Origin of the sequence: Kitasatospora sp. NPDC057595 (assembly GCF_042800875.1) — a bacterium.
Lineage (GTDB): Bacteria > Actinomycetota > Actinomycetes > Streptomycetales > Streptomycetaceae > Kitasatospora.
Map to the genome: position 1 here is coordinate 64,779 of NZ_JBHVGL010000026.1, position 18,912 is coordinate 83,690.

The 18,912-nt window shown below is 74.6% G+C and carries 19 protein-coding genes; 18 read left to right on the forward strand and 1 reads right to left on the reverse strand.

Features of this window, described 5'->3' with window-relative positions:
- Positions 1-26 precede the first annotated feature (26 nt).
- The 15 genes from ACFU9E_RS30635 to ACFU9E_RS30705 all read left to right on the forward strand — a co-directional run bounded on the left by ACFU9E_RS30635 (position 27) and on the right by ACFU9E_RS30705 (position 15,780).
- The gene (locus ACFU9E_RS30635) at positions 27-701 is read left to right on the forward strand and encodes a hypothetical protein (RefSeq protein ID WP_380690346.1); all 675 of its coding nucleotides are present in this window, start codon (positions 27-29) and stop codon (positions 699-701) included.
- Positions 702-813: 112 nt separating this feature from the next.
- Positions 814-1,335 carry a hypothetical protein gene (locus ACFU9E_RS30640; RefSeq protein WP_380689129.1) on the forward strand — a complete coding sequence of 174 codons (522 nt, stop codon included), beginning with the start codon at positions 814-816 and terminating at the stop codon, positions 1,333-1,335.
- 123 nt (positions 1,336-1,458) lie between these two features.
- A complete protein-coding gene (locus ACFU9E_RS30645; RefSeq protein ID WP_380689131.1) occupies positions 1,459-1,704 on the forward strand; it encodes a hypothetical protein in 246 nt (81 codons plus the stop codon).
- A gap of 47 nt (positions 1,705-1,751) precedes the next feature.
- A complete protein-coding gene (locus ACFU9E_RS30650) occupies positions 1,752-3,833 on the forward strand; it encodes a hypothetical protein (RefSeq protein ID WP_380689133.1) in 2,082 nt (693 codons plus the stop codon).
- Positions 3,834-4,030: 197 nt separating this feature from the next.
- Positions 4,031-4,180 carry a hypothetical protein gene (locus ACFU9E_RS30655; RefSeq protein ID WP_380689135.1) on the forward strand — a complete coding sequence of 50 codons (150 nt, stop codon included), beginning with the start codon at positions 4,031-4,033 and terminating at the stop codon, positions 4,178-4,180.
- Positions 4,181-4,319: 139 nt separating this feature from the next.
- Entirely contained in the window at positions 4,320-4,883 is a 564-nt protein-coding gene (locus ACFU9E_RS30660) for a hypothetical protein (RefSeq protein ID WP_380715518.1), read from the forward strand.
- A 148-nt stretch (positions 4,884-5,031) separates the two neighbouring features.
- A complete protein-coding gene (locus ACFU9E_RS30665) occupies positions 5,032-7,977 on the forward strand; it encodes a hypothetical protein (protein WP_380715520.1) in 2,946 nt (981 codons plus the stop codon).
- A gap of 3 nt (positions 7,978-7,980) precedes the next feature.
- Positions 7,981-8,382: a hypothetical protein gene (locus tag ACFU9E_RS30670; RefSeq protein ID WP_380685130.1), complete on the forward strand. Its 402-nt coding sequence runs from the start codon at positions 7,981-7,983 to the stop codon at positions 8,380-8,382.
- Positions 8,383-8,395: 13 nt separating this feature from the next.
- Complete coding sequence (locus tag ACFU9E_RS30675) at positions 8,396-10,681, forward strand: hypothetical protein (RefSeq protein ID WP_380685129.1); 2,286 nt, start codon at positions 8,396-8,398, stop codon at positions 10,679-10,681.
- A gap of 137 nt (positions 10,682-10,818) precedes the next feature.
- The gene (locus tag ACFU9E_RS30680) at positions 10,819-11,394 is read left to right on the forward strand and encodes an AAA family ATPase (protein WP_380685128.1); all 576 of its coding nucleotides are present in this window, start codon (positions 10,819-10,821) and stop codon (positions 11,392-11,394) included.
- Between the two features lie 154 nt (positions 11,395-11,548).
- A complete protein-coding gene (locus tag ACFU9E_RS30685; protein ID WP_380685127.1) occupies positions 11,549-12,478 on the forward strand; it encodes a hypothetical protein in 930 nt (309 codons plus the stop codon).
- 132 nt (positions 12,479-12,610) lie between these two features.
- Positions 12,611-13,231: a hypothetical protein gene (locus ACFU9E_RS30690; protein ID WP_380685126.1), complete on the forward strand. Its 621-nt coding sequence runs from the start codon at positions 12,611-12,613 to the stop codon at positions 13,229-13,231.
- Between the two features lie 54 nt (positions 13,232-13,285).
- Positions 13,286-14,467 (forward strand): DNA polymerase III subunit beta, encoded by a 1,182-nt coding sequence (dnaN, locus tag ACFU9E_RS30695; RefSeq protein WP_380685125.1) that lies wholly within the window; start codon positions 13,286-13,288, stop codon positions 14,465-14,467.
- Between the two features lie 89 nt (positions 14,468-14,556).
- Complete coding sequence (locus ACFU9E_RS30700) at positions 14,557-15,384, forward strand: hypothetical protein (RefSeq protein WP_380685124.1); 828 nt, start codon at positions 14,557-14,559, stop codon at positions 15,382-15,384.
- A gap of 156 nt (positions 15,385-15,540) precedes the next feature.
- Positions 15,541-15,780, forward strand: a complete 240-nt coding sequence (locus ACFU9E_RS30705) for a hypothetical protein (protein ID WP_380685123.1) — start codon at positions 15,541-15,543, stop codon at positions 15,778-15,780.
- 70 nt (positions 15,781-15,850) lie between these two features.
- On the opposite strand, the gene ACFU9E_RS30710 is transcribed toward ACFU9E_RS30705, so the two are convergent.
- Complete coding sequence (locus ACFU9E_RS30710) at positions 15,851-16,687, reverse strand: hypothetical protein (RefSeq protein WP_380689745.1); 837 nt, start codon at positions 16,685-16,687, stop codon at positions 15,851-15,853.
- A 116-nt stretch (positions 16,688-16,803) separates the two neighbouring features.
- Here ACFU9E_RS30710 and ACFU9E_RS30715 point away from each other — a divergent pair, with 116 nt between their 5' ends.
- From ACFU9E_RS30715 to ACFU9E_RS30725, 3 genes are all read left to right on the forward strand, one after another.
- Positions 16,804-17,247 carry an NUDIX domain-containing protein gene (locus tag ACFU9E_RS30715; RefSeq protein WP_380689743.1) on the forward strand — a complete coding sequence of 148 codons (444 nt, stop codon included), beginning with the start codon at positions 16,804-16,806 and terminating at the stop codon, positions 17,245-17,247.
- 173 nt (positions 17,248-17,420) lie between these two features.
- Complete coding sequence (locus ACFU9E_RS30720) at positions 17,421-18,323, forward strand: hypothetical protein (protein ID WP_380689741.1); 903 nt, start codon at positions 17,421-17,423, stop codon at positions 18,321-18,323.
- 108 nt (positions 18,324-18,431) lie between these two features.
- Complete coding sequence (locus ACFU9E_RS30725; RefSeq protein WP_380689739.1) at positions 18,432-18,779, forward strand: hypothetical protein; 348 nt, start codon at positions 18,432-18,434, stop codon at positions 18,777-18,779.
- The last annotated feature ends 133 nt before the right edge of the window (positions 18,780-18,912 follow it).

Below are 18,912 nucleotides of genomic sequence, written 5' to 3' on the forward strand. Positions count from 1 at the left end.
GTCCCGTATCCCGTATGGAGGGCAGCATGTTCGTGATCAGCCCCGCCGACTACCAGCAGGTCGCCGGCGAGCTGGAGGGCCGCCACCACCCGCACTTCACCGGCACGGTGCCGACGGAGTTCGGCAACCTCGTCCTTGGCTTCAAGGCGTTCGCCGGCGACGAGACCGAGCCCGCCCTGCCCGCCGACCACTGGCACGACCGGTCGCTCTCCCCGGCCGCCCGCCAGCTGCTCGGCGCCGAGTACGACGAGGCCCGCGGCCTGTGGCGCGACGCCCGGTACGTCCTGGACCTGCAGATCGCCGCCACCGGCTGCGCGAACCGATGGACCGCCTACACCCGGGCCCGCCAGGAGATGGACGACCTGGCCGCCGCGCTGTCCTCCACCCCCGACACCCAGTGGCGCTCCACCGTCTACCGGCTGATCACCGCGCAGGACACGGTCCTCGAGGCGGCGACGGCGTGGGACCGCAAGGCCCGCGGTATCGCGGACGTCCACGCCGCCTACGTGTACAGCAACCTGCCCAGGAGCGAGGCCGCCGAGAAGGCCGGCCACGACCCCGCGTGGGTCGTCGGCTCCGACAGCGACTACAGCAGCTGGGGCCCCGCCCCGCTGTACAAGGACGTCCACACCGCGATCGAGCGCCAGCGCGACCACCTGCGCCGGGTCGCGGAGCTCACCGGCGACCACCCCCAAACCTGACCACTGCCGGACGCCGCTGACCGCCGCCGCGCCCCGCCCCCAGACACCGGGGGCGGGGCGCGGCGGTGTCGGTGCCCGACACACCGCCCCGACCACCAGGGAGGACCACCTCGTGTTCCGTCTGATCCGCACCCGCACCTGGACCACGACCCGCCGCCGCCTGGACGACACCGAGTACGAGCTGGCGGCGGCCAATCTGCTGCTCGCCGCCCAGGAGAGCGGGTGGGCGCCGTCCGAGCCGCCGGTCGACGGCGACCTGCCCGCCGTCCTCACGCACGTCGACACCGGGGTGCGCGAGGAGGCCGAGATCCACGCGGCCGACCACGCCGAGAAGCACCTCGACCCGACCAACGCGCTCGGCCTGACGCTGTCCGAGCGGTGGACCGGCTACCCCGACGGCAGCGCCGTCCACTACCTCGGTGCCGGACGGTGGCTGCACTACCACCCCGGCCGCGCCAAGGCCCGCACCAACCGCTCCCACTTCTTCCCCGAGGTCGAGCGGGTGTGCCTGCTCGACAGCCACCGCAGCGGCCCGGCCATGGAGCCGGTGGCCGGCCTGGCCGCCCTGCTGGAACTCCTCGGCGCCAACTACACCAACTACCGCGCCGAATCGAGGGCCGGCTCCACCACCTGACCGTCGGTCGGTTGTCGTTCGCCGCCGCCCCGCCCCGGACCACCGGGCGCGGGGCGGCGATGTTCGACGGTGCCCGACGCACCGCCCGCCGGCTCCGGCGGGACCGGAGAGGAGAAGCCCCCGATGTTCGAGCGCTTGCGCGACACCGTCACCGAGTTCCGGGGCCACCGGGAACTCACCCGCGAGATCAAGGCCCGGATCGCCGCCGGCGACCGCGAGGCCGCCGCCGCCTTCCGCACCGGCACGCTCGCCGCCGTCTTCACCTGGCGCGGCCTGTGTGCCCGCGGTGAGGAGGTCTCCCACTACGTCCGGCTGGTGATGGCCGCCGACGGCGCCGCCGACCGCGTCGCCTGGCTGCGCCGTCCCTGACCCGCCCGCGCTTTCCCGCGCACCCCTATATAGAGGAGGAGCCCGCTGTGGCTGCCCGCACCCGCACTCCCGCCCGCCGCCCGGCGCCGACCAAGCCCACCACGACCAAGCCGGCCGCGACGGACACCGCCCCGGCCCCCCGCGAGCCGGTCACCGACCACGCCGCCGTCGACGCCCTGCTCGCCGACGCCCGCACCGAGGCCGACCAGCTGCGCACCGCCGCGCAGGCCGACGCGGACCAGCTGCTCGCCGACGCCCGCCGGAAGCTGGCCGACGCCGAGGAGCACGCCGAACAGGTCCGCGCCGAGGCCGGCACCGTGCTGGCCCGGGCCGAGCAGCAGGCGAAGGCGGCGGCCGCCGACCTCGACGGCCGGCTGACAACCGCCCGCGAGGAACTGGCCGAGGCGATCGAGCAGCGCACCGCCGCCGAGCAGCACGTCGCCCGGCTCAAGGTGCTGACCGAGCAGCAGATCGCGGCCGCCGAGGACACGGTCGCCCGGGCCCGGACGATCGCCGACGGCGACCTCGCCGCCGCCGAGCAGACCGTGGTCCGCCGCCGCCAGGCCGCCGAGAAGCTCCAGGCCGAGGCCGAGGCCGAGTACGACCGGATCCTGGCCGCCGGCCGCGACCGCGCGCAGCAGATCCTCGCCGAGGCCGAGCAGGCCCGGGCGCGGGCGGAGGCGGAGGCGCGGGTCACGGCGGAGCACGCCGAGCACCTGGTCGCCGAGGCGAAGAAGCAGGCCGTCGACCTGGTGACCGCGGCCGAGCAGGACGCCGGGGCCCGCCGGGAGTCGGCGGCGAAGGCGCGCGAGGAGGCCGAGAGCGACGCCGAGCAGCTGCGCGGCGAGGCCCGGGCGGCGGTCGACGCCGCGCAGGAGGACGCGGCGCGGCTGTTGGACGAGGCCAGGGAACAGGCGGGCAAGCTGCTCTCGGAGGCGGAGGAGCAGGCCGAGGCCCGGGTCGCGGAGGCGGCCGATGTCCTGGCCGCCGCCGAGGGCCAGGCGACCGAGGCGGTCGCCGAGGTGAAGGCGCTGGCCGAGGCGAGGGCCTCCGACGTGATCCGCAAGGCGGAGGAGGCGGCCGACGAGCACGTCACCGAGGCCGCGTCGCACGCCCGCCAGCTGGTCGGCGACGCGGAGGACCGGGTTCGCGAGGTGCTCGGTACCGGGGCCCGCCAGCAGATGGAGGCGCGCGAGCGGCTGGCGGCGATCCGGCAGGAGGCCGAGCAGGCCGAAGAGCTGGTTGCCAGGACGCGGGTGCGAGCGCGGTTCGTCGACACGTGGGGGCCCAGGGTCGCGCTCGCCGCGACGATCGTCCTCACCGCGTCCGGGGAGTTCGCGCTCGCCAAGATGTCGGGCTGGCCGCAGGAGGTCGCCTGGGCGCTGCCGCTGGCGATCGACGTCTACGTCGTCCAGTCCTTCCGGCGGCACAAGGACGTGCTCGGCGCGATCGTGCTGATGGTCGCGGCGAACGCCGTCTACCACCTCGCGGCGGCCGGCCTGGTCGGCGTCCACACCGAGGGGCCCGACAAGGGCAAGCCGCTGTGGTGGCTCATCGTGACGGTCGCGGCCATCGCGCCGTGGGTGATGTGGCGCCTGCACCAGATCACCGCCGACGGTGAGACCGGCGACAGGGAGGACGAGCCGGGCCCCGGTGAGAGTGAGACCGTCACGCGTGACGGTGAGACCGACGACTCGGTCTACGGCAGTCTCACCGACGACCTCACCGCATTGACGCCCGACCCCGACACCGAGCCGACCGGCCCGCGAGACCCGCGTGAGATCGAGGGCGGCCCCGGTGAGAGCGGCCCGCGTGAGACCGCCCGCCCGATGCGACTGGTTGAGACTGGCGGCGCCGAACGTGAGACCGGCACGTCAGAGCGTGAGACCGGCGGTGAGACCACGCCCGGTACAGCGCTCGCCAAGCGCGGCGGTGAGACCAGGAGGCGCGCCTCCGCCCAGGACGCCGAGATCGAGGGCGAGATCACCGCGCTGCTCAGTCTCATGCACCGCCGGGGCGGCGCGGAGCAGGTCTCACTTGACGACGCCGAGGAGGTCATCGGCAAGTCCCGGGCGACGGCCGGCCGACGCCTTGAGACCGCCCGCAGCCGCTACCGCAAGACCGGCTGAGACCGGCCTGCCCGCCGACGCTCCGACAGGACACCCGGCGACGGCCCGGTCCGACCGCAGCAGTCACAGAGAGCAACCACAGCCGTCGGCCTCTCCAGTGGCCACCAGGGCGCAGCAATCGCCCTGGTGACCGCCGAAGGCGCCGAAGCGCCGAGCACCACCGTACCGAGCACAGCCCCAGCGAAGGAGCTCCCCCGATGAACACCCTGCTCTACCTGGCCGGCCTGGCGCTGGTCGCCCTGGTCGTCGCCCTGGCCGTGGCCACCCCGCTGTTCCTGGTCCACGCCCGCGAGCGCGACCACGGCCCCGACTGCCGGTGGTGCCACCCCCGGCTGCGCCGCCGCTGACCGGTCTTCCATCCCCACTGTTCCGGGCCTCTCGGCCGGCCGTCGGCACCCCCTGACCTGGGGGTTCCGGCGGCCGGACAAGGCGTCCGGCCCCGGCGCCGAGCACCACCAGTTCATATCCCTTGAGAAGGAGCACGTCATGGCCGACGAGTCGGTCTACAACGACCCCGCATACGACATCACGTCCGTACCGTCCTGGAAGACGCCGCCTCTGCACGGCGCCTACGCCCCGGGCGCCAAGCTGTCCCCTCGCGCGAAGGCCGGCCTGGCCGGCGGCGCGATCGTGTTGGCCGCGGCCGGCATGGTCTCGTGGTCCCACTACGCCTCGGCATCCGCGGAGGCCGAGGTGCGCAAGGCGCAGATCGCCCTGGACGCCTCCCGCGTTGACCTGGAGCGGCAGAAGCAGGACGCCTCGCTGGCGGCCGAGATGGCGAAGACCGGCGGGGTGGAGAGCGACGCGCAGCGGGCCCGACGGGAGGCGGTCCAGGCCTGTGTGGCGAAGGCCGGCGGCGCGTACAACGCGATCGCCGACTGCGGGAAGGCATTCCCGATGGAAGCCTCGCCGGGCATGGTCAACACCGCCTCCGCCGCCTCCTCCGAGGACGGCCAGGACGGCCCCGTGCCGATGGCCGGCCTGGCCGTCCTCGGCGCCGTCGTGGCCGTCACCGGCTACGGCTGGGCGAAGAAGCGTCTCTTCCGGTAGTGACAATCCGTGACCTCCCTCCCCCCTCCCTCCCGCCTTGAAAACGTCCCCCCGGAACTCCCCCTGGCCGCTCAAAGGCCAGGGGGAGTTCTTTCCGGACCGGGGAGGGAGGGGGGAGGGAGGTCACCTACAGTGAGGAATCTTGGTGATGGCGACGCCTCCCGCACCGCCCGCTCCGACCACCCCACCCACCGTCCACCTCTCCTCCCAGCCCCCCGAGCAGTCCTCCGCCGAGGCCCCGCAGACGGGCCACGGACCGGTCACCGCGGCCGGGTCCGGCACTGCTCCGGACCCGGCCGCGCCCGGCTCCCTCGCCCAGATGCTCGCCCCGATCACCCCGGCCCGCGCGGTCCCGATCGGCTCCACCGCGACTCTCGGCCAGGCCGCCCAGGCCAGCCCCGAGGGTGCCGCGGCGGGCGGCGACGCCAAGAACAAGGACGGCAAGGACGACGCCGCGAACGCGCAGGGCCCGTTGTCCGCGCTGGTGCGCGCGCTCGCCGCCCGGTGGGGCCGCACCGGCACCGCCACCACCGTCAAGCGCAACCACGAGGTCAAGGAGACCCGGGTCTCTGGCACCTCCACCAACACCACGAACAGCAACAAGTCCGACCGCACCGCGAAGAGCGAGAACAGCGCGCAGCGCCGGTCCAACCAGGACGCCAAGACCACCCGGGACGCCAAGGTCGCCGACCTGAACAACAAGACGTCGGCGCAGCACGGCAAGACGAGCAGCGAGTCGAAGAACGCCGCCAGTACGGATGCGAAGACGTCGTCGGACGCCAAGCGCGCCGACACCCGCGACGCCAAGTCCTCCGCCACCGCGTCCGACACCAAGGCCTCGAAGGCGGACACCTCGTCGAAGACGGCCAAGGACGACCGCACCAGCGCAGACACCAAGGCGGCCAAGGCGGACAACTCGTCCAGGACGGCCAAGGACGACCGCACCAGCGCGGACACCAAGGCAGCCAAGGGCTCTGACTCCAGGGCGTCGAAGGCCTTCGGCGGTTCGGGAGGCTCCGAGAACGCAGGGGCCTCGGGCTCCGGCTCCGGCGGCTCCAAGAGCGGCAAGGGGCGCCGGGAGGGGACAAGCGAGCCGAAGTCGGACTCGGGGCCCCGTTCGGCGAAGAACAGCACCTCGAATGGGCCGGCCGCCAAGCGCGCCATGGGCCCGAAGCCGGATGACACGGACGGTCAGGCCGGAGCGGGCGTGCCCGCCTCCAAGCCGGACGGTCCCGGTCAGGGCGGGCCCCAGGCCGAGAAGCAGAAGCCTCAGGAGACGAAGGGCGGGCCGGACAAGGCCGACCTGGCGAAGAGGGAGCAGGCCGAGCCGGGATCGAATATCGCCGCCTCCAAGCCGGCGGGCGGACGGGAACCCGGCGAGCGCCCTCGTACGCAGTCCGCCCGGGAGGCCGGCTACCGGGACGGGCGGCGCGTGGCCGGCGCGGTCGGCCAGGCCCAGGCCTACCGGGACGGCGTGAAGGACGGCTGGTCCGATCGGCAGGCCGCCGACGAGGCCGATCGCAGGAAGATGGACGACGCCAAGATCCGAAACGCCCAGCGGCCCCAGGAGCCGCCGAAGCCGGAGATGGCGCCCGCCGCCGGGTCGACGGCCGACCTGGCCAAGAACGCCGGGGCCGCGAAGTCGTCCACGAAGCCGGGCGAGGGGGGCAAGGCGGTGCCGGTGGTGCCGCCCAAGCCGACCACCCCGCCCGCCATCCCGGCCCAGTCGAAGGCCGGGGCGACGCCGAAGCCCGGCGGTGGACCGGGCGTCGACCCGTCCAAGTCGACGAAGCCGGGCGAGGACAAGGCGATCCCGGTGGTTCCGCCCATGCCCACCACCCCGCCCAAGCCGACGGTGCCGCCCGCCGTCCCGGGCCAGGCTGAGGCGAAGCCGAAGCCGAAGCCCGCCGCCGGGCCGCCGGCCGACCTGGCGAAGAACAGCGGGGCGGCCAAGGCGACCACAGCGCCGGGCAAGGGGGGCAAGGCGGTGCCGGTGGTGCGGCCCATGCCCACCACGGCCCCCGCTGTCCAGGCCGAGCCGAAGGCCGACGAGGGGCCGGGCGTTGACCTGAGCAAGACGTCGAAGCCGGGCGTCGATCCGTCCAAGCCGGCCACGGCAGCGGCCCAGTCGAAAGCCGAGGCGATGCCGAAGCCCGGTGGCGGGTCGGGCGTCGACCTGACCAAACCGGCGAAGCCGGGCGAGGGGGGCAAGGCGGTGCCGGTGGTGCCGCCCAAGCCGACCACCGCGCCCGCCGTCCCGGCCCAGTCGAAGGCCGGGGCGACGCCGAAGCCCGGCGGCGGGCCGGGCGTGGACCTGACCAAACCCGCCGCGGCACCGGACCTGTCCAAGGCCAAGGCCGAGGCCACGTCCAAGCCCGCTGACGGGCCGGGCGTCGACCTGGCCAAGCCCACCACCGCGGACCGCCAGCCCGGCCGGAGCGATGGCAAGGCCGCCGGCCACGGGCCGGTGGCCGGCACCACGACCCTGGCCCAGGCCGCCCCGCCGCCGGACCTGGCCGCGGCCGACGCCGTGACCGGCGCCGTCCGGCCCACCCCGCACACCGGGCCGGACGGTCCGGCCACCTTGAGGAGGTCGCAGGAGCCGATGCCCGAGCAGAACACGAGCCGGGCCACGCCCGTGACGGACGTCAAGGTGACCCCCAGCACGGTCCGCTTCACCGCCGACGGCGAGGAGCGCGAGCTGGGCCGCACCGAGATCCGCACCCTCAAGGGGTTCGAGAACACGATGCGCAAGCGGGGCGCCGACCTGGCCAAGATCGCCGAGGAGAGCAAGGCGGCGGTGACTGTGGCCACCCAGCAGGCCCTGGCCGCGCAGAGGCTCTACGAGCGGGCCAAGACCGTCAAGGGCGGCGATGGGCTGATCACGATGCTGTGGCACCTGGAAGAGGCCTGCCGGCAGCTGTGCAAGGCGGCTGAGCAGACCGAGCGCAACGCGGCCAAGGGCGCCGAGGCCGCCACCGCGCTGGTCGTCAACGCCGGAACCCGGCACGGCGGCATCTACAAGGCCGTCGCCGACAGCCCGCTCACCAGCTCCGCCGAGGCGGAGTTCTACACGGACCAGCAGGGAGGCTGACCCATGCCCGCCCCGAACAAGAAGAACAGCGACAAGACGAACCTCGCCTACCGCGAGCTGAAGCGCGAGGTCGCCAACCTCGCCAAGGAGGTCCTGCGCGGCGCCGAGCACCACAAGAGCCTCGCCGCGCGCCTGGCCGAGGGAGCCAAGAACGTCGGCCGCACCGCCGACAACATCGCGTCGCTGAACGTCGACACCGCCACCGTCGCCGAGACCCGCGAACTCTCCAAGACCATGCAGGGCCTGAGCCAGAGCGCGAACGGCTACGCCAACAGCGCCAACGACGCGTCCCAGGTCGCCCGCTACACCGAGCGCGAAGCGATCAGGTCCCACGAGGGCATCCAGCAGGCCGTCGACAACGCCCCGGTCCCGATGGCCAACCGCACCTGGTACACCCAGGAGTAAGGAGCACACCGCGATGAGCACCCACACCACCCCCGCCGACCAGGCGGTGCGCAGCCCGACGGTCGAGCGGGCGGTGGCCGTCGTGGAGACGGCCGCCCCGGCCCTGACCGCCGCGGTCCTGCCGTTCCTTCAGGGCCAGGCCGCCAGCACCGTCTCGTGCCTGCTGGCGGCCCCGGCCGCGCTCGCGGGCGCGAACTTCGCCGGCCTGCTGTCCGAGCGGACGCTGGCCGCGGTGCCGGGCGGGGACATCCTGGCCGCGCACCGCCGGCCGATGTTCGTCTCGGCGGTGGCCACCGCCACCGCGGTGGCCACCGTCACCCTCCAGGGCCTGCCCGGCGCGGACGCCCTGCTCGCCGGGTGGATGACCCTGCCCTCGGCTACCGGTCTGGTGTCCGTCGCCTGGTGGGGCGCGTCCGGCTACACCGCGTTCGTGCTGCGCAAGGTGCTCGGAAACCGCCGCCGGCGCCGCGCCGCCGCCCAGGCCCCGGCGGCCCAGCCCGCACCGCAGGACTCGCTCACCCCGGCGCAGCGCGCGGTGCTGGAGCGCTGGCTCGCGCACATCTCCGGCAAGGAAGGCACCCACCCCGGTCAGGAACTCCACCTGACCGCGCACGGCCCCGAGGCGTGGGAGGGGATCATCGAGGCCGCGCCCGGCCGGCCGGTCACCGTCACCGCGGAGACCGTCTCGGGGGTGTACCGGCTGCCGCCCGCCTGGATCCGCATCACCGATGGCCCCCACGAGTCCGCCCGCCACATCCTGGTCCACACCGTCCAGCCCGTCAGCGAGCAGGCGCAGTACGGGCCGCTGGAGACGCTGTGGCTCCAGCGGGTCGGCAACAAGTCCGGGTGCATGCCCGGCACGCACCTCGAGGGGCCGGTGCAGGACCCGGCCACCGGCGGGGTCGCGGCGTGGATCGTCGCGGACGAGGACACCGACGCGATCACCCTGCCGGACATGGTCCGCATCGCCGGTGCCCTGCGCCGCACCACCCTGCTGGTGTCGGTGGAGGCGACCCAGGACCCCCGCCGGGCGATCCTGCGGCTGATGGACCAGTCCCCGCTGGAGACCGGCAAACCGCTGCCGGGCCCCGAGGCGCTGCGCTCGAACCCGAACGGGTTCGTGCAGCTCGGCCTGGGCATCTCCGGCCGGCCGGCCCGGCTGCAGCTGTTCGACCCGAAGGGCGGCGCCCGCCACGCCCTGGTCGCCGGCGTCACCGGCTCCGGCAAGGGCGGTGTCCTGCAGCTGCTGTGCCTGAGCTACCACGTCAACGGGATCGCGATCATCTACGCCGACCCCAAGGGCTCCTCCAACCCGGACGTGGAGGACATGGCCGCGTTCGCGGGCACCGGCAAGGACGGCGCGATGGGCGCCCTGCGCCTGGCCTACGCGATCCTGCTCCACCGCGTTGACCAGTCCCAGGCCATGCGGATGAAGAACTTCGTCGCCACCGACGAGATGCCGTACATCGCGGTCGTCCTCGACGAGTTCGCCCAGCTCCTCGGCGAGAAGGCGGAGCACTTGAAGGAGGCGGCGTTCATCGTCTCCGCCATCGCCGCGCAGGGCCGCTCGCTCGGCATGGCCATGGTGCTGTGCGGCCAGATCCTCAACCTCGACCAGATGGGCTCCGACACGTCGATCCGCGACAACATCTTCTACGGCGGCGCCCTCGTTCTTCTGCGCTCCGACGGGGCGCAGAAGAACCGCGTCGACCTGCCCGACTCGTTCGACGGGATCGACCCGTCCCGGATCCCGGCCTACTGGCGCACCGGCACCGACAGCCTCGTCTACGACCCGACCGTCCCGGAGGACGACCCGTCCCGCACGTTCGGTGTCGGGTACGTCGTCGGCCCGGACGAGCGGGCCGAGATGATGCGCGCCTGGATCCTGGAGTCCGCCGCCGGCCTCTGGGACGAGGACGCCGTCGCCTACCCCGCGGACTTCCCCGGCTGGGAGGAGCGCGACCAGATCGCCACCGTTCCCGTCGGTCCCGCCGCCGAGGACGGCGCCGGTGGTGGCGGCGCGCCGTGGACGCCCGGACCCGCGCCCGCGCTCGTCAAGGAACCCACCGCCGTGCAGAAGATCCTCACCATCCTGGACGAGTGGCGCGATCCGGCGGGCCTGGACGTCACCTACCTGCACATCGACCAGATCACCTCAATGACCCAGGTCGCCACCAAGACGGTCGCCAACAAACTCACCGAACTCACCAAGAACGGCACGGTCGTCCGCAACCCCCAGGCGGCCGGCGAGTACGGCCTGCCCCTGACCACCGGCGACACCGAGCCCGTCGAGGTGTAGCCCGGCAGGCCGCCCCGTTCTCCGCCCGCCCGGCCACCACGACCGGGCGGGCGGATCCACACCCGCACCACCGCATCCAAGCCCCGGCCACACCGGCCGAGGGCTCCTCACCCATGCCCTCAAGGAGGCACCCCGCCATGGCGCACACCCACCTGCTCGTCGGCACCACCGGCTCCGGCAAGACCCACACCCTCCAGCGGCTCGCCGCCCGGGCCGCCGCCGACCCCACCGCGACCACCTGGGCCATCGAGCCCGCCCACCACGCCACCCTGACCACCCCCGCCGACCGGTGCGCCGACTTCGACGGCGCCGAGCGCCTGCTCGACCAGCTCCTCGACCTCGCCCGCGAGCGCGCCGCCGCCTGCGTCGCCGCGGGCAGCACCACCCACACCCCGACCGGGGACCAGCCGCGGGTCCTGCTCCTCATCGACGCGGCCGACCACCTCCTGCGCCGGCCCCGGGTGGGCGAGCAGCTCCAGGACCTGGTCGTCACCGGCCGCGCCCTCGCCATCGAGACCGCCATCGCCGCCAACCACCTGCGCCTGGACGTGTGGCCGCTCGGCCTGCGCGACCAGCTCCTCGCCGGTGACATCACCGTCCACGGCACCCCCGACCGGTGCACCGCCGACCTGCTGCGCGAGCGCATCGCCGACGGCACCGCCACCGTCCTGCCCCACGCCACCCGCACCCTCACCGCGCACTTCGGCGACTGACCGCTCCCGGCCCGTCCGACGGCCGACGGCCCCGCCCCGGATCCCGGCCAACCGCGGCCCGGCCCGGGGCGGGGGCCGCCGGCCCCAGAAGGCGCCGCGGCGCCCGCACCAACCTGCCGACCTGCCGCCGACCCCGATCGGAGACCCGCCCACCGTGCTCGCCACCCGCCTCACCGACGCCGCCCTGCGCGTCCTCGCCACCACCACCAGCGCCTGGGAGGCCACCACACCCCTGCGCGAAAAGGCCGCCACCACCTGGCGCACCCGCACCAGCCCCGCCCAGCGCGCCGGACAGATCACCGCCACCGCCCTGACCGCCGTCCTCGCCGCGTCCCTGACCATCACCCTCGTCACCACCGCGGTCCGCTTGGCCGCCGCGATGGCCGCCAGCCTCGGCCGCGGCTGCGTCCACGCCGCCGCCTACCTGTGGCACAGCGACGCGGTCGACGGCATCCGCGACGTCCTCCGCATCCCGCTCGGCGGCGTCGCCGCCTGGCTGCGCCAGAACGCGGCCGGCCTGCCCGCCACCCCGGGCCAGATGGGCGGCGCCGCCCTGGTCCTCGCGCTGGTGCTGTTCGTCGCGGCCCGGCGCGGCTCCACCGCCGCCCGCGCCGGCTGGGCCCTCCTCGGCGTGGCCGCCTGCGCGGCGACCTGGCAGACCGGCCCCCGAAGCGAGCACACCGCGGCCGTCGCCGTCACCGCCGGCGTCTGGCTGCTGCTCGCCCCCACCGCGTACGCGGGCCGGTGGTGGAAGACCGAGCGCCGCACCCGCATGCTTCTGAGCCCCGCCGTCGAAGAGGCGCTCACCCAGCTCGCCGCCGCCCACACCCGGCCGGCCACCACCCCGGCACCGGCCTCGCAACCGGCTGCCCGGCCGGTGCCGCCGCGGCTGAGCCCGCTGAAGAACCTGGCCGCCCTCAAGGCCCCCAGCCCGGCCGCCGGCGGCTTCCGCTGCCGCCACTGCGACCAGCCACTCTCCTGGGCCGCCACAGAGGACGACCCCGAGCGGACCTGGCGCACCCCGGACGGCACCACCACCTGCCCCGACGCACCCACGACCCCCGCCCTGCACCACGCCCTCTGACCGTCCGGGCCGTCAGCCTCGCCCCTGGCCCGCACGCCGCCCGCCCCGCCGAACACCCGGCCGGGGCGGGCGCGGCGCGTCCGGGGGCGTTGCCGGCCGTCCGGCCGACACCGCGACCCCGTGGAGGACACCGTGAACTCCGTGACCGTCACCGCCGACCCGGCCAGCCCCGAGGAGATGGGCGCCGCCGCGGTCACCGCCATCACCGAAACCCTCAAAGCCGCCGCCCGCCACCGCCCCCCGGTCGACCGCCAGGAGCCGTGGCGGATCGAGGGCACCCCCTACAGCGCCGCCCGCCTCACCATCGGCGACCTCGCCGCCCGCATCACGCGCCTGCCCGACCACCTGCTGGTCGTCTGCGGCGTCCCGCAGTGGAACCGCCGCGCCGCCTGGCCGGTGCGCGCCACCACCTGGGACGGCGCCCTGGTCCTGCACACCACCGCGCCCGACCCGGACCCGAACGCCCCGGCCCTCGACCTCCACCTGCCCGCCCTGGGCGCCGCCCGCGGCGAGGCGCCGTGCCCGCAGCTCGCCGTCGCCCGGCGTGCGGGCCTGGCCGGAGTGCTGACGGTCGGCGACCTCGCGGCCGTCCTGGCCGGCCTGCCCGACCACGCCCCGGTCATGGCCGTCGTCCCCGGCTGGGCCGGCACCGCCGAACTCGTCCTGGAGCACGCCGACGACTACGGCGACTGCCTGCTGCTGGACACCGGCTACTCCACCTGCGACCCCTTCGGCCCCGACGACGAGAGCTGACCGGCCCCGCGCGCCCGCCAACACACCACCACTACCACTCCGGAAGGCACCACCGTGAAGCTGCGCCTGCCCGTCTCCGCCCTCGCCGACGCTGTCTCCTACACCGCCAAGGCCCTCCCGGCCCGCCCGCCGGTCCCCGTCCTGCTCGGCATGCTCCTGGTCACCGGCGACGCAGGCCTGCGCCTGTCCGCCGCCGGCGGCGAGGTCTACACCTCCGCCACCGTCTCCGCCGAGATCGCCGACGACGGCACCGCGCTGGTCCCCGGCCGGCTCCTGAACGACATCTGCTCCCGCCTGCCCAAGGGAGCCGACGTCGACCTGGAGCTCGTCGACAGCGGCGCCCGCCTGGTCGTCGGCTGCGGCGCCGCCCGCTTCACCCTCCCGGTGCTCCCCGTCGACGAGTACCCCGCCGTGCTCCCCCTGCCGGACGCCGTCGCCACCGTGCAGGCCGACGTCCTCGCCGACGCCGTCGCCCAGGTCGCCGTCGCCGCCTCCACCGACACCTCCCTGCCCGCGCTGACCGGCATCAAGGTCCGCCTGGACGGCGACCTGCTCCACCTGGACTCCACCGACCGCTACCGCATGACCCACAAGGAACTCGCCGTCCGGCCCACCGGCAACCTGCCCGCCCCGGCCCCGAAGCGCGGCAAGAAGAAGGACAGCGAGCCCGAGACGGCGGCGCTGGTGCCCGCCAAGAGCCTCGCCGAGGCCGCGAAGGCGCTGGAGGGCGAGCACACCCTCACGCTGCACTGGTCCGAGGGCCTGCTGGGCCTGTCGATCCCGGGCGGGCGCACCTACATGACCCGCCTGCTCGACGGCGAGTTCCCGAAGATGAGCGGCTTCTTCGACGGCGACTGGCCCATCACGCTGCGCCTGCCCGTGGCGGAGGCCGTCGCCGCGCTCCAGCGCGTCGCCCTGGTCGCCACCCGCAACACCCCCGTGCGCCTGGCCGTCGAGCCCGGCGGCGAGCAGTTGCGCGTCGAGGCCGGATCGGGTGACGACGCACAGGCCAGCGACCGCATCCCCGCGCACAGCACCGGCACCGCCGGCGCGGAGGGCCTGGTCATCGCCTTCAACCCGGCCTTCCTGGTCGACGCGCTGAAGTCGCTCGGCACCTCCGAGGCCGACCTGCACGTGCGGGACCCGCACAAGCCCGCGTACCTGGCCGGCCGCCTCGGCGATGGCCCCGACACCACCTACCAGCACCTGGTCATGCCCGTGCGCCTCTCCGGCTGACCGCGCCCCTCCCCCACCCTTGCCGGTCCGGTCGCACACCACGCGGCCGGACCGGCCCCTGTCCCCGCACCCCTTGCTCGGAGGAACCCGTGCACGACCCCTGGCCCGACGACAAGCCCGTCAACGCGAGGTGGCTCGACCTCGCCGACCAAGGCCTCCTCGACTACGACCGCGACCGCTACCGCATCCACGGCGTCCCCAACAACGTCGTCGCCATGATCTGGGGCGGGCTGCTCGCCGGCCACCCCGACGGCCCCCGCCTCACCGACACCGGCCGCGCCCGCCTCGCCACCGAGCGCGCCCGCGACAACCCGGACACCGGCGCCCGCGAGCCCGACGCCATGCCCCCGCAGGCCGCCGCCTGGGTGCGGGAGAACGTCTGGCCGCCGAGCTGGCTGCGCTCCTACGCGCACATCCCCGGCCCGTTCACCGACTGCGCCTGCCACCGGCCGCCGTCGAGCGAGTGCCAGGCCGGCCGCCACGGCGAATGCCGTCACGACGGCGGCCCGACTCGCGAGACCGTCATCCAGGCCGACCCGAACCGCCACGCCCACCACCCCGAGCCCCACCAGCACGCGTCCCCGGACCTGCGTTCCGGCGTCAACGACCTCGCGTGGGTCTGGCCCGCCGGACCGCCCTGCCGCCGGCTCTGCCGCTGCGCGTGCCACCACCAGAAGCCGCTGATCCAACAGGCCCGCGGCGAGACCCGGCCGGGCTGGTGGTGGGTGAACTGCTGCGGACGGATCATCACCCGCCGCGTGCTGAGCGACGACGCGTGGTGCCGCACCGCCGCCGACGCCCAGGCCCTCGCCGACTGGCACATCACCGGCGAGAAGGGCCCCGCCCCTGTCGACTCCCTGGGCCTGCCCGACCTCGTCCCCGCCCGTTCGGAGCGCGAGCAGCTCGCCTTCTTCTGAACCAGCCCGCCCTGCCCACCGCCGAAGAGCCACCGCCGTGCGCCCTCGCTGCCGAACGTGGAGGTCGAGTCCCGGCCTCGACGGCGGCCGCGCCCTCACCTGAACCGCGCTACCGCCATCACCGCCTGTACTCACCGACTGGAAGGACCCCGCCCGATGCCCTGGGCCATATCCCGCGACGAGCGCCTCGCCAGGCTCCGCCAGACCCTGGCCGAGAAGGGAGCCGTCCAGAACACCCTGGTGCCCGGCACCCCCGCCCACACCGGACTGCAGAACGAGATCGACGCGATCTGGGCCGAGATCAAGGTGCTCGAGGGTTCCTGGAGCCTCAACCCGAAGGCCGTCCTCATCGGCCTGCTGGTCATCATCGTGGTCCTGTGGCGCCTGGCCACCTGATCACCCGGAAGCACATATGCGGTGGGGCCCGCCACGACCGTGGCGGGCCCCACCGCGAAGGAGACGCGCGTCAGGAGAAGTCGATCGGCGGCAGGTCAGCCGGCACGTCCGGCCCGTAGTCCCGCCGCATCGCCAACCGCTCCGCCTCGATCTGCGCGGTCATCGCGTCGTTCTCCTCCCGGAGGATCTGCGTGTACACCACCCCGGCGGCCGGCTCCAGTGACAGGCCGGCCGCCACGCGGGCCTCGAGGTCCCGGGCGAGATGCCCGGCCAGGCGTCCCATCGGAGACAGGTACTGGCCGGTCAGGTCGTGCAGCTCCAGCAGTTCCACCACTGCCCGCAGCTCGCCGGCACGCAACGGCAGCATCACCACCTCGTCGGTGTCGTCCCGCAGATACTCCAGGACCCGCGCGTGAAGAGCCCTCTGCTGCCGGTTGGCGAACCGCTGCTGCCACGGCTCGCTGACGGTGCGGGAGAGATAGGGGGCGAGGCGGTCGGCCAGGCCGGGCCCGCCGCCGGGGACGGCGTAGTAGGGGCGTTCGGCGCTGCCGGCGCTCGCCGGGTCCAGCAGCACGGCGGACAGGAACGACCTCAGCCTGGCCGGGGGCGGCACCTGGCCGTCGCTCAGCCACCGGACCCCGGCCATCAGCTCCTCGCTCGGCCGCGACGGGTCACCGGTGAAGAAGAACCAGCCGGACACACAGTCCCATCCCAGGCCGCACAGGCCGTCCGGCACCACCCGCTGGCCGACCGTGAGGTTCAGCAGCACGACGGCGGAGGGCTCCTGATCCCCGGAGCCATTGACGGCGTGCACCGCCGCCGGGACGCCTTCCTCGGTCAGTGCCAGCGCCACATCGACGGCGTAGTGGCCCACACCGTGCCGGATCCGCTCAGACTCCTCGCTCACAACCACTCCCACCACGTCGACCGGCTCTGCCGCACCAAGCGCTCCACAGTGACACACCCTCTCGCCACTCACCATGCCCGCGACTCGCCGACCACCCAACTGACCAGGAGACCGAGATGACCGAGACCTTCGAGTCGATCCGCTACACCGCCGACGTCGTCGCCCTCACGCCGGACGGCCGCGTGCTGCTGATCGAGCGGGGCAAGCCGCCCTTCGCGAGCGCGTGGGCGCTGCCCGGCGGCCACGTCAACCCCGGCGAGACCAGCCGCAACGCGGCCGCCCGCGAGCTGGAGGAAGAGACCGGGGTGCGCGTGGACGCCGCCGACCTGATCCAGCTCGGCGCCTGGGACGAGCCCGGCCGCGACCCGCGCGGCCGCTACGTGAGCGTCGCCTACCTCGCCGTCGTCCCCGCCGACACCCCGGCCACCGCCGGGGACGACGCCCGCACCGCCCGCTGGTGGAAGCACGACGAGCTCCCGGAGCGGCTGGCGTTCGACCACGCCGCCATCCTGGCCGCCGCCCTGCGAAGCGAGCCCGCACACACCGGCACCACCGCCTGACACCCGGACGCTGACGCTGCCCACCACGGCGCCCGCCGCCCCCGCGCCACCCAGGCCGGGACTGCGGGCGCCGCGCTCGACCGTGTGGGCCGGCCCGGCGGGCGGGCGCGGTGGTGTGTGGCCTGACCGCTCCACCAGCCGGCACCCACGACCTTCCGACCGGGAGACAGCCGATGATCACCGCCAGTCACTTCCCGACGAGCCCGCTCGCCCTGCGCTTCGCCGGCCCTGACCGGCAGGCCAAGGTCCGCGCCTTCGCCTCGAAGCAGGCCGTGGCCGCCACCACCGCAGCGGCTCGGATCGCCGACCTCTGGGCGCAGGCCGACACTCCGCAGCGGCGCGTCACCGCCCTCCACCAGGTCCACGCCGAGCTGATCGACTGGCGCTACCACCTCGCGCTGGCCGCCGTCGGGCGCTTGGGCCAGGGCATCGCCTACGACCCGCAGCGGTTCCGCACCCCGATCACCGAGGGCTCCACCAACTTCGACCGGCTCGGTGCCGTCGGCCGCTTCCGCGACGGCTCCCAGTGGGACGAGGCCACCCGCACCTACACCGGCGGCGTGCCCACCCCGGCCTACGAGGCGATGGCCCGCTACGGCCGGGCCGCCCGGGCGAGGTTCGCCGCCGAGGCCCCCGACCGCCACGAACTGCAGAACTGGGTGATCCTGCCCGACGGCACGCGACTGGCCGGCAACCGCATCGTCAGGGGGACCGCAGCCCGGGCCGTCGCCGAGCAGCTGGCGGCCCGCGTCGCGGCGCGCGGCCTGGACGCCTCCCGAATGGAGACCGGAGGCGATCCGATCTACACCGTCACCCCGGACCCCGAGCACGGCACGGTGCTGCACCGCTGGGCGCTGACCCTCCTCGCCGGCCCCGACCCGACGATCCAGGACTACCTCCTCGCCCGCTACCTGATGTTCCAGGCCCCGCAGACCAAGAAGGGCTCCGACGCCGTCACCCGCACCTTCGCCGTCGCCGTCGGCGCCGTCCTCTTCGACGACCAGACGCCCGCCCTGCCCGAGGACATCGACCTGCGCTGCTACGTCCTCGGCCAGAAGGCCGCCTGCCACCCGTAGTCGGCACACCCCCTGGCGCTGACGCCGCGCACCACCACGATCCGCCTCCACCACCGACGCCCCTCCATAACCGTCGGCCGACACAGCCGAGAAAGAAGGACAGCCACTATGACCACCCAGACCGCCGAGGAGTACTACACCGGCCACATCCAGGCCCTGCGCGACTACGGCGCCCGGCTCGTCACCAACGGACCGCGCCCCGACCACGCCCTGGTGTTCACCCTCAGGGACGGCCACCACTTCCTGCCGTTCCCCAACCAGGCCCGCACCCGCACCGTGCACGCCGCCACCCGCCGCGCCCGCAAGCACCACGCCGTCTACGAGTACGACACCACCGACCGCAGCGGCGCCAAGGAGCACGTGGTCTACATCCGCCACGCCGCCGGCACGTGGAGCAACGTCCACGACGTCGTGGAAATCTACGTGATCCCCCTGGAGACGCTCACCGAGCTGTGAGCCACCCGTCGCCGACCGCGCCCGGCCCGACCGCCGGCGCGCGGGGGGCGGCGCCGGCCACGAACAGCGGCGGGGGCGGATCGGGGCCGGCCCCGCCCGGAAGGCCGCGCGCGCCCCCCCCCCACCCCGCGGG

Bases quoted from the DNA above. Each gene is read 5' to 3' on its own strand.
- ACFU9E_RS30635 (WP_380690346.1), top strand. From the start codon at position 27: ATGTTCGTGATCAGCCCCGCCGACTACCAGCAGGTCGCCGGCGAGCTG.
- ACFU9E_RS30645 (WP_380689131.1), top strand. From the start codon at position 1,459: ATGTTCGAGCGCTTGCGCGACACCGTCACCGAGTTCCGGGGCCACCGG.
- ACFU9E_RS30655 (WP_380689135.1), top strand. From the start codon at position 4,031: ATGAACACCCTGCTCTACCTGGCCGGCCTGGCGCTGGTCGCCCTGGTC.
- ACFU9E_RS30660 (WP_380715518.1), top strand. From the start codon at position 4,320: ATGGCCGACGAGTCGGTCTACAACGACCCCGCATACGACATCACGTCC.
- ACFU9E_RS30665 (WP_380715520.1), top strand. From the start codon at position 5,032: ATGGCGACGCCTCCCGCACCGCCCGCTCCGACCACCCCACCCACCGTC.
- ACFU9E_RS30670 (WP_380685130.1), top strand. From the start codon at position 7,981: ATGCCCGCCCCGAACAAGAAGAACAGCGACAAGACGAACCTCGCCTAC.
- ACFU9E_RS30675 (WP_380685129.1), top strand. From the start codon at position 8,396: ATGAGCACCCACACCACCCCCGCCGACCAGGCGGTGCGCAGCCCGACG.
- ACFU9E_RS30680 (WP_380685128.1), top strand. From the start codon at position 10,819: ATGGCGCACACCCACCTGCTCGTCGGCACCACCGGCTCCGGCAAGACC.
- ACFU9E_RS30705 (WP_380685123.1), top strand. From the start codon at position 15,541: ATGCCCTGGGCCATATCCCGCGACGAGCGCCTCGCCAGGCTCCGCCAG.
- ACFU9E_RS30715 (WP_380689743.1), top strand. From the start codon at position 16,804: ATGACCGAGACCTTCGAGTCGATCCGCTACACCGCCGACGTCGTCGCC.
- ACFU9E_RS30720 (WP_380689741.1), top strand. From the start codon at position 17,421: ATGATCACCGCCAGTCACTTCCCGACGAGCCCGCTCGCCCTGCGCTTC.
- ACFU9E_RS30725 (WP_380689739.1), top strand. From the start codon at position 18,432: ATGACCACCCAGACCGCCGAGGAGTACTACACCGGCCACATCCAGGCC.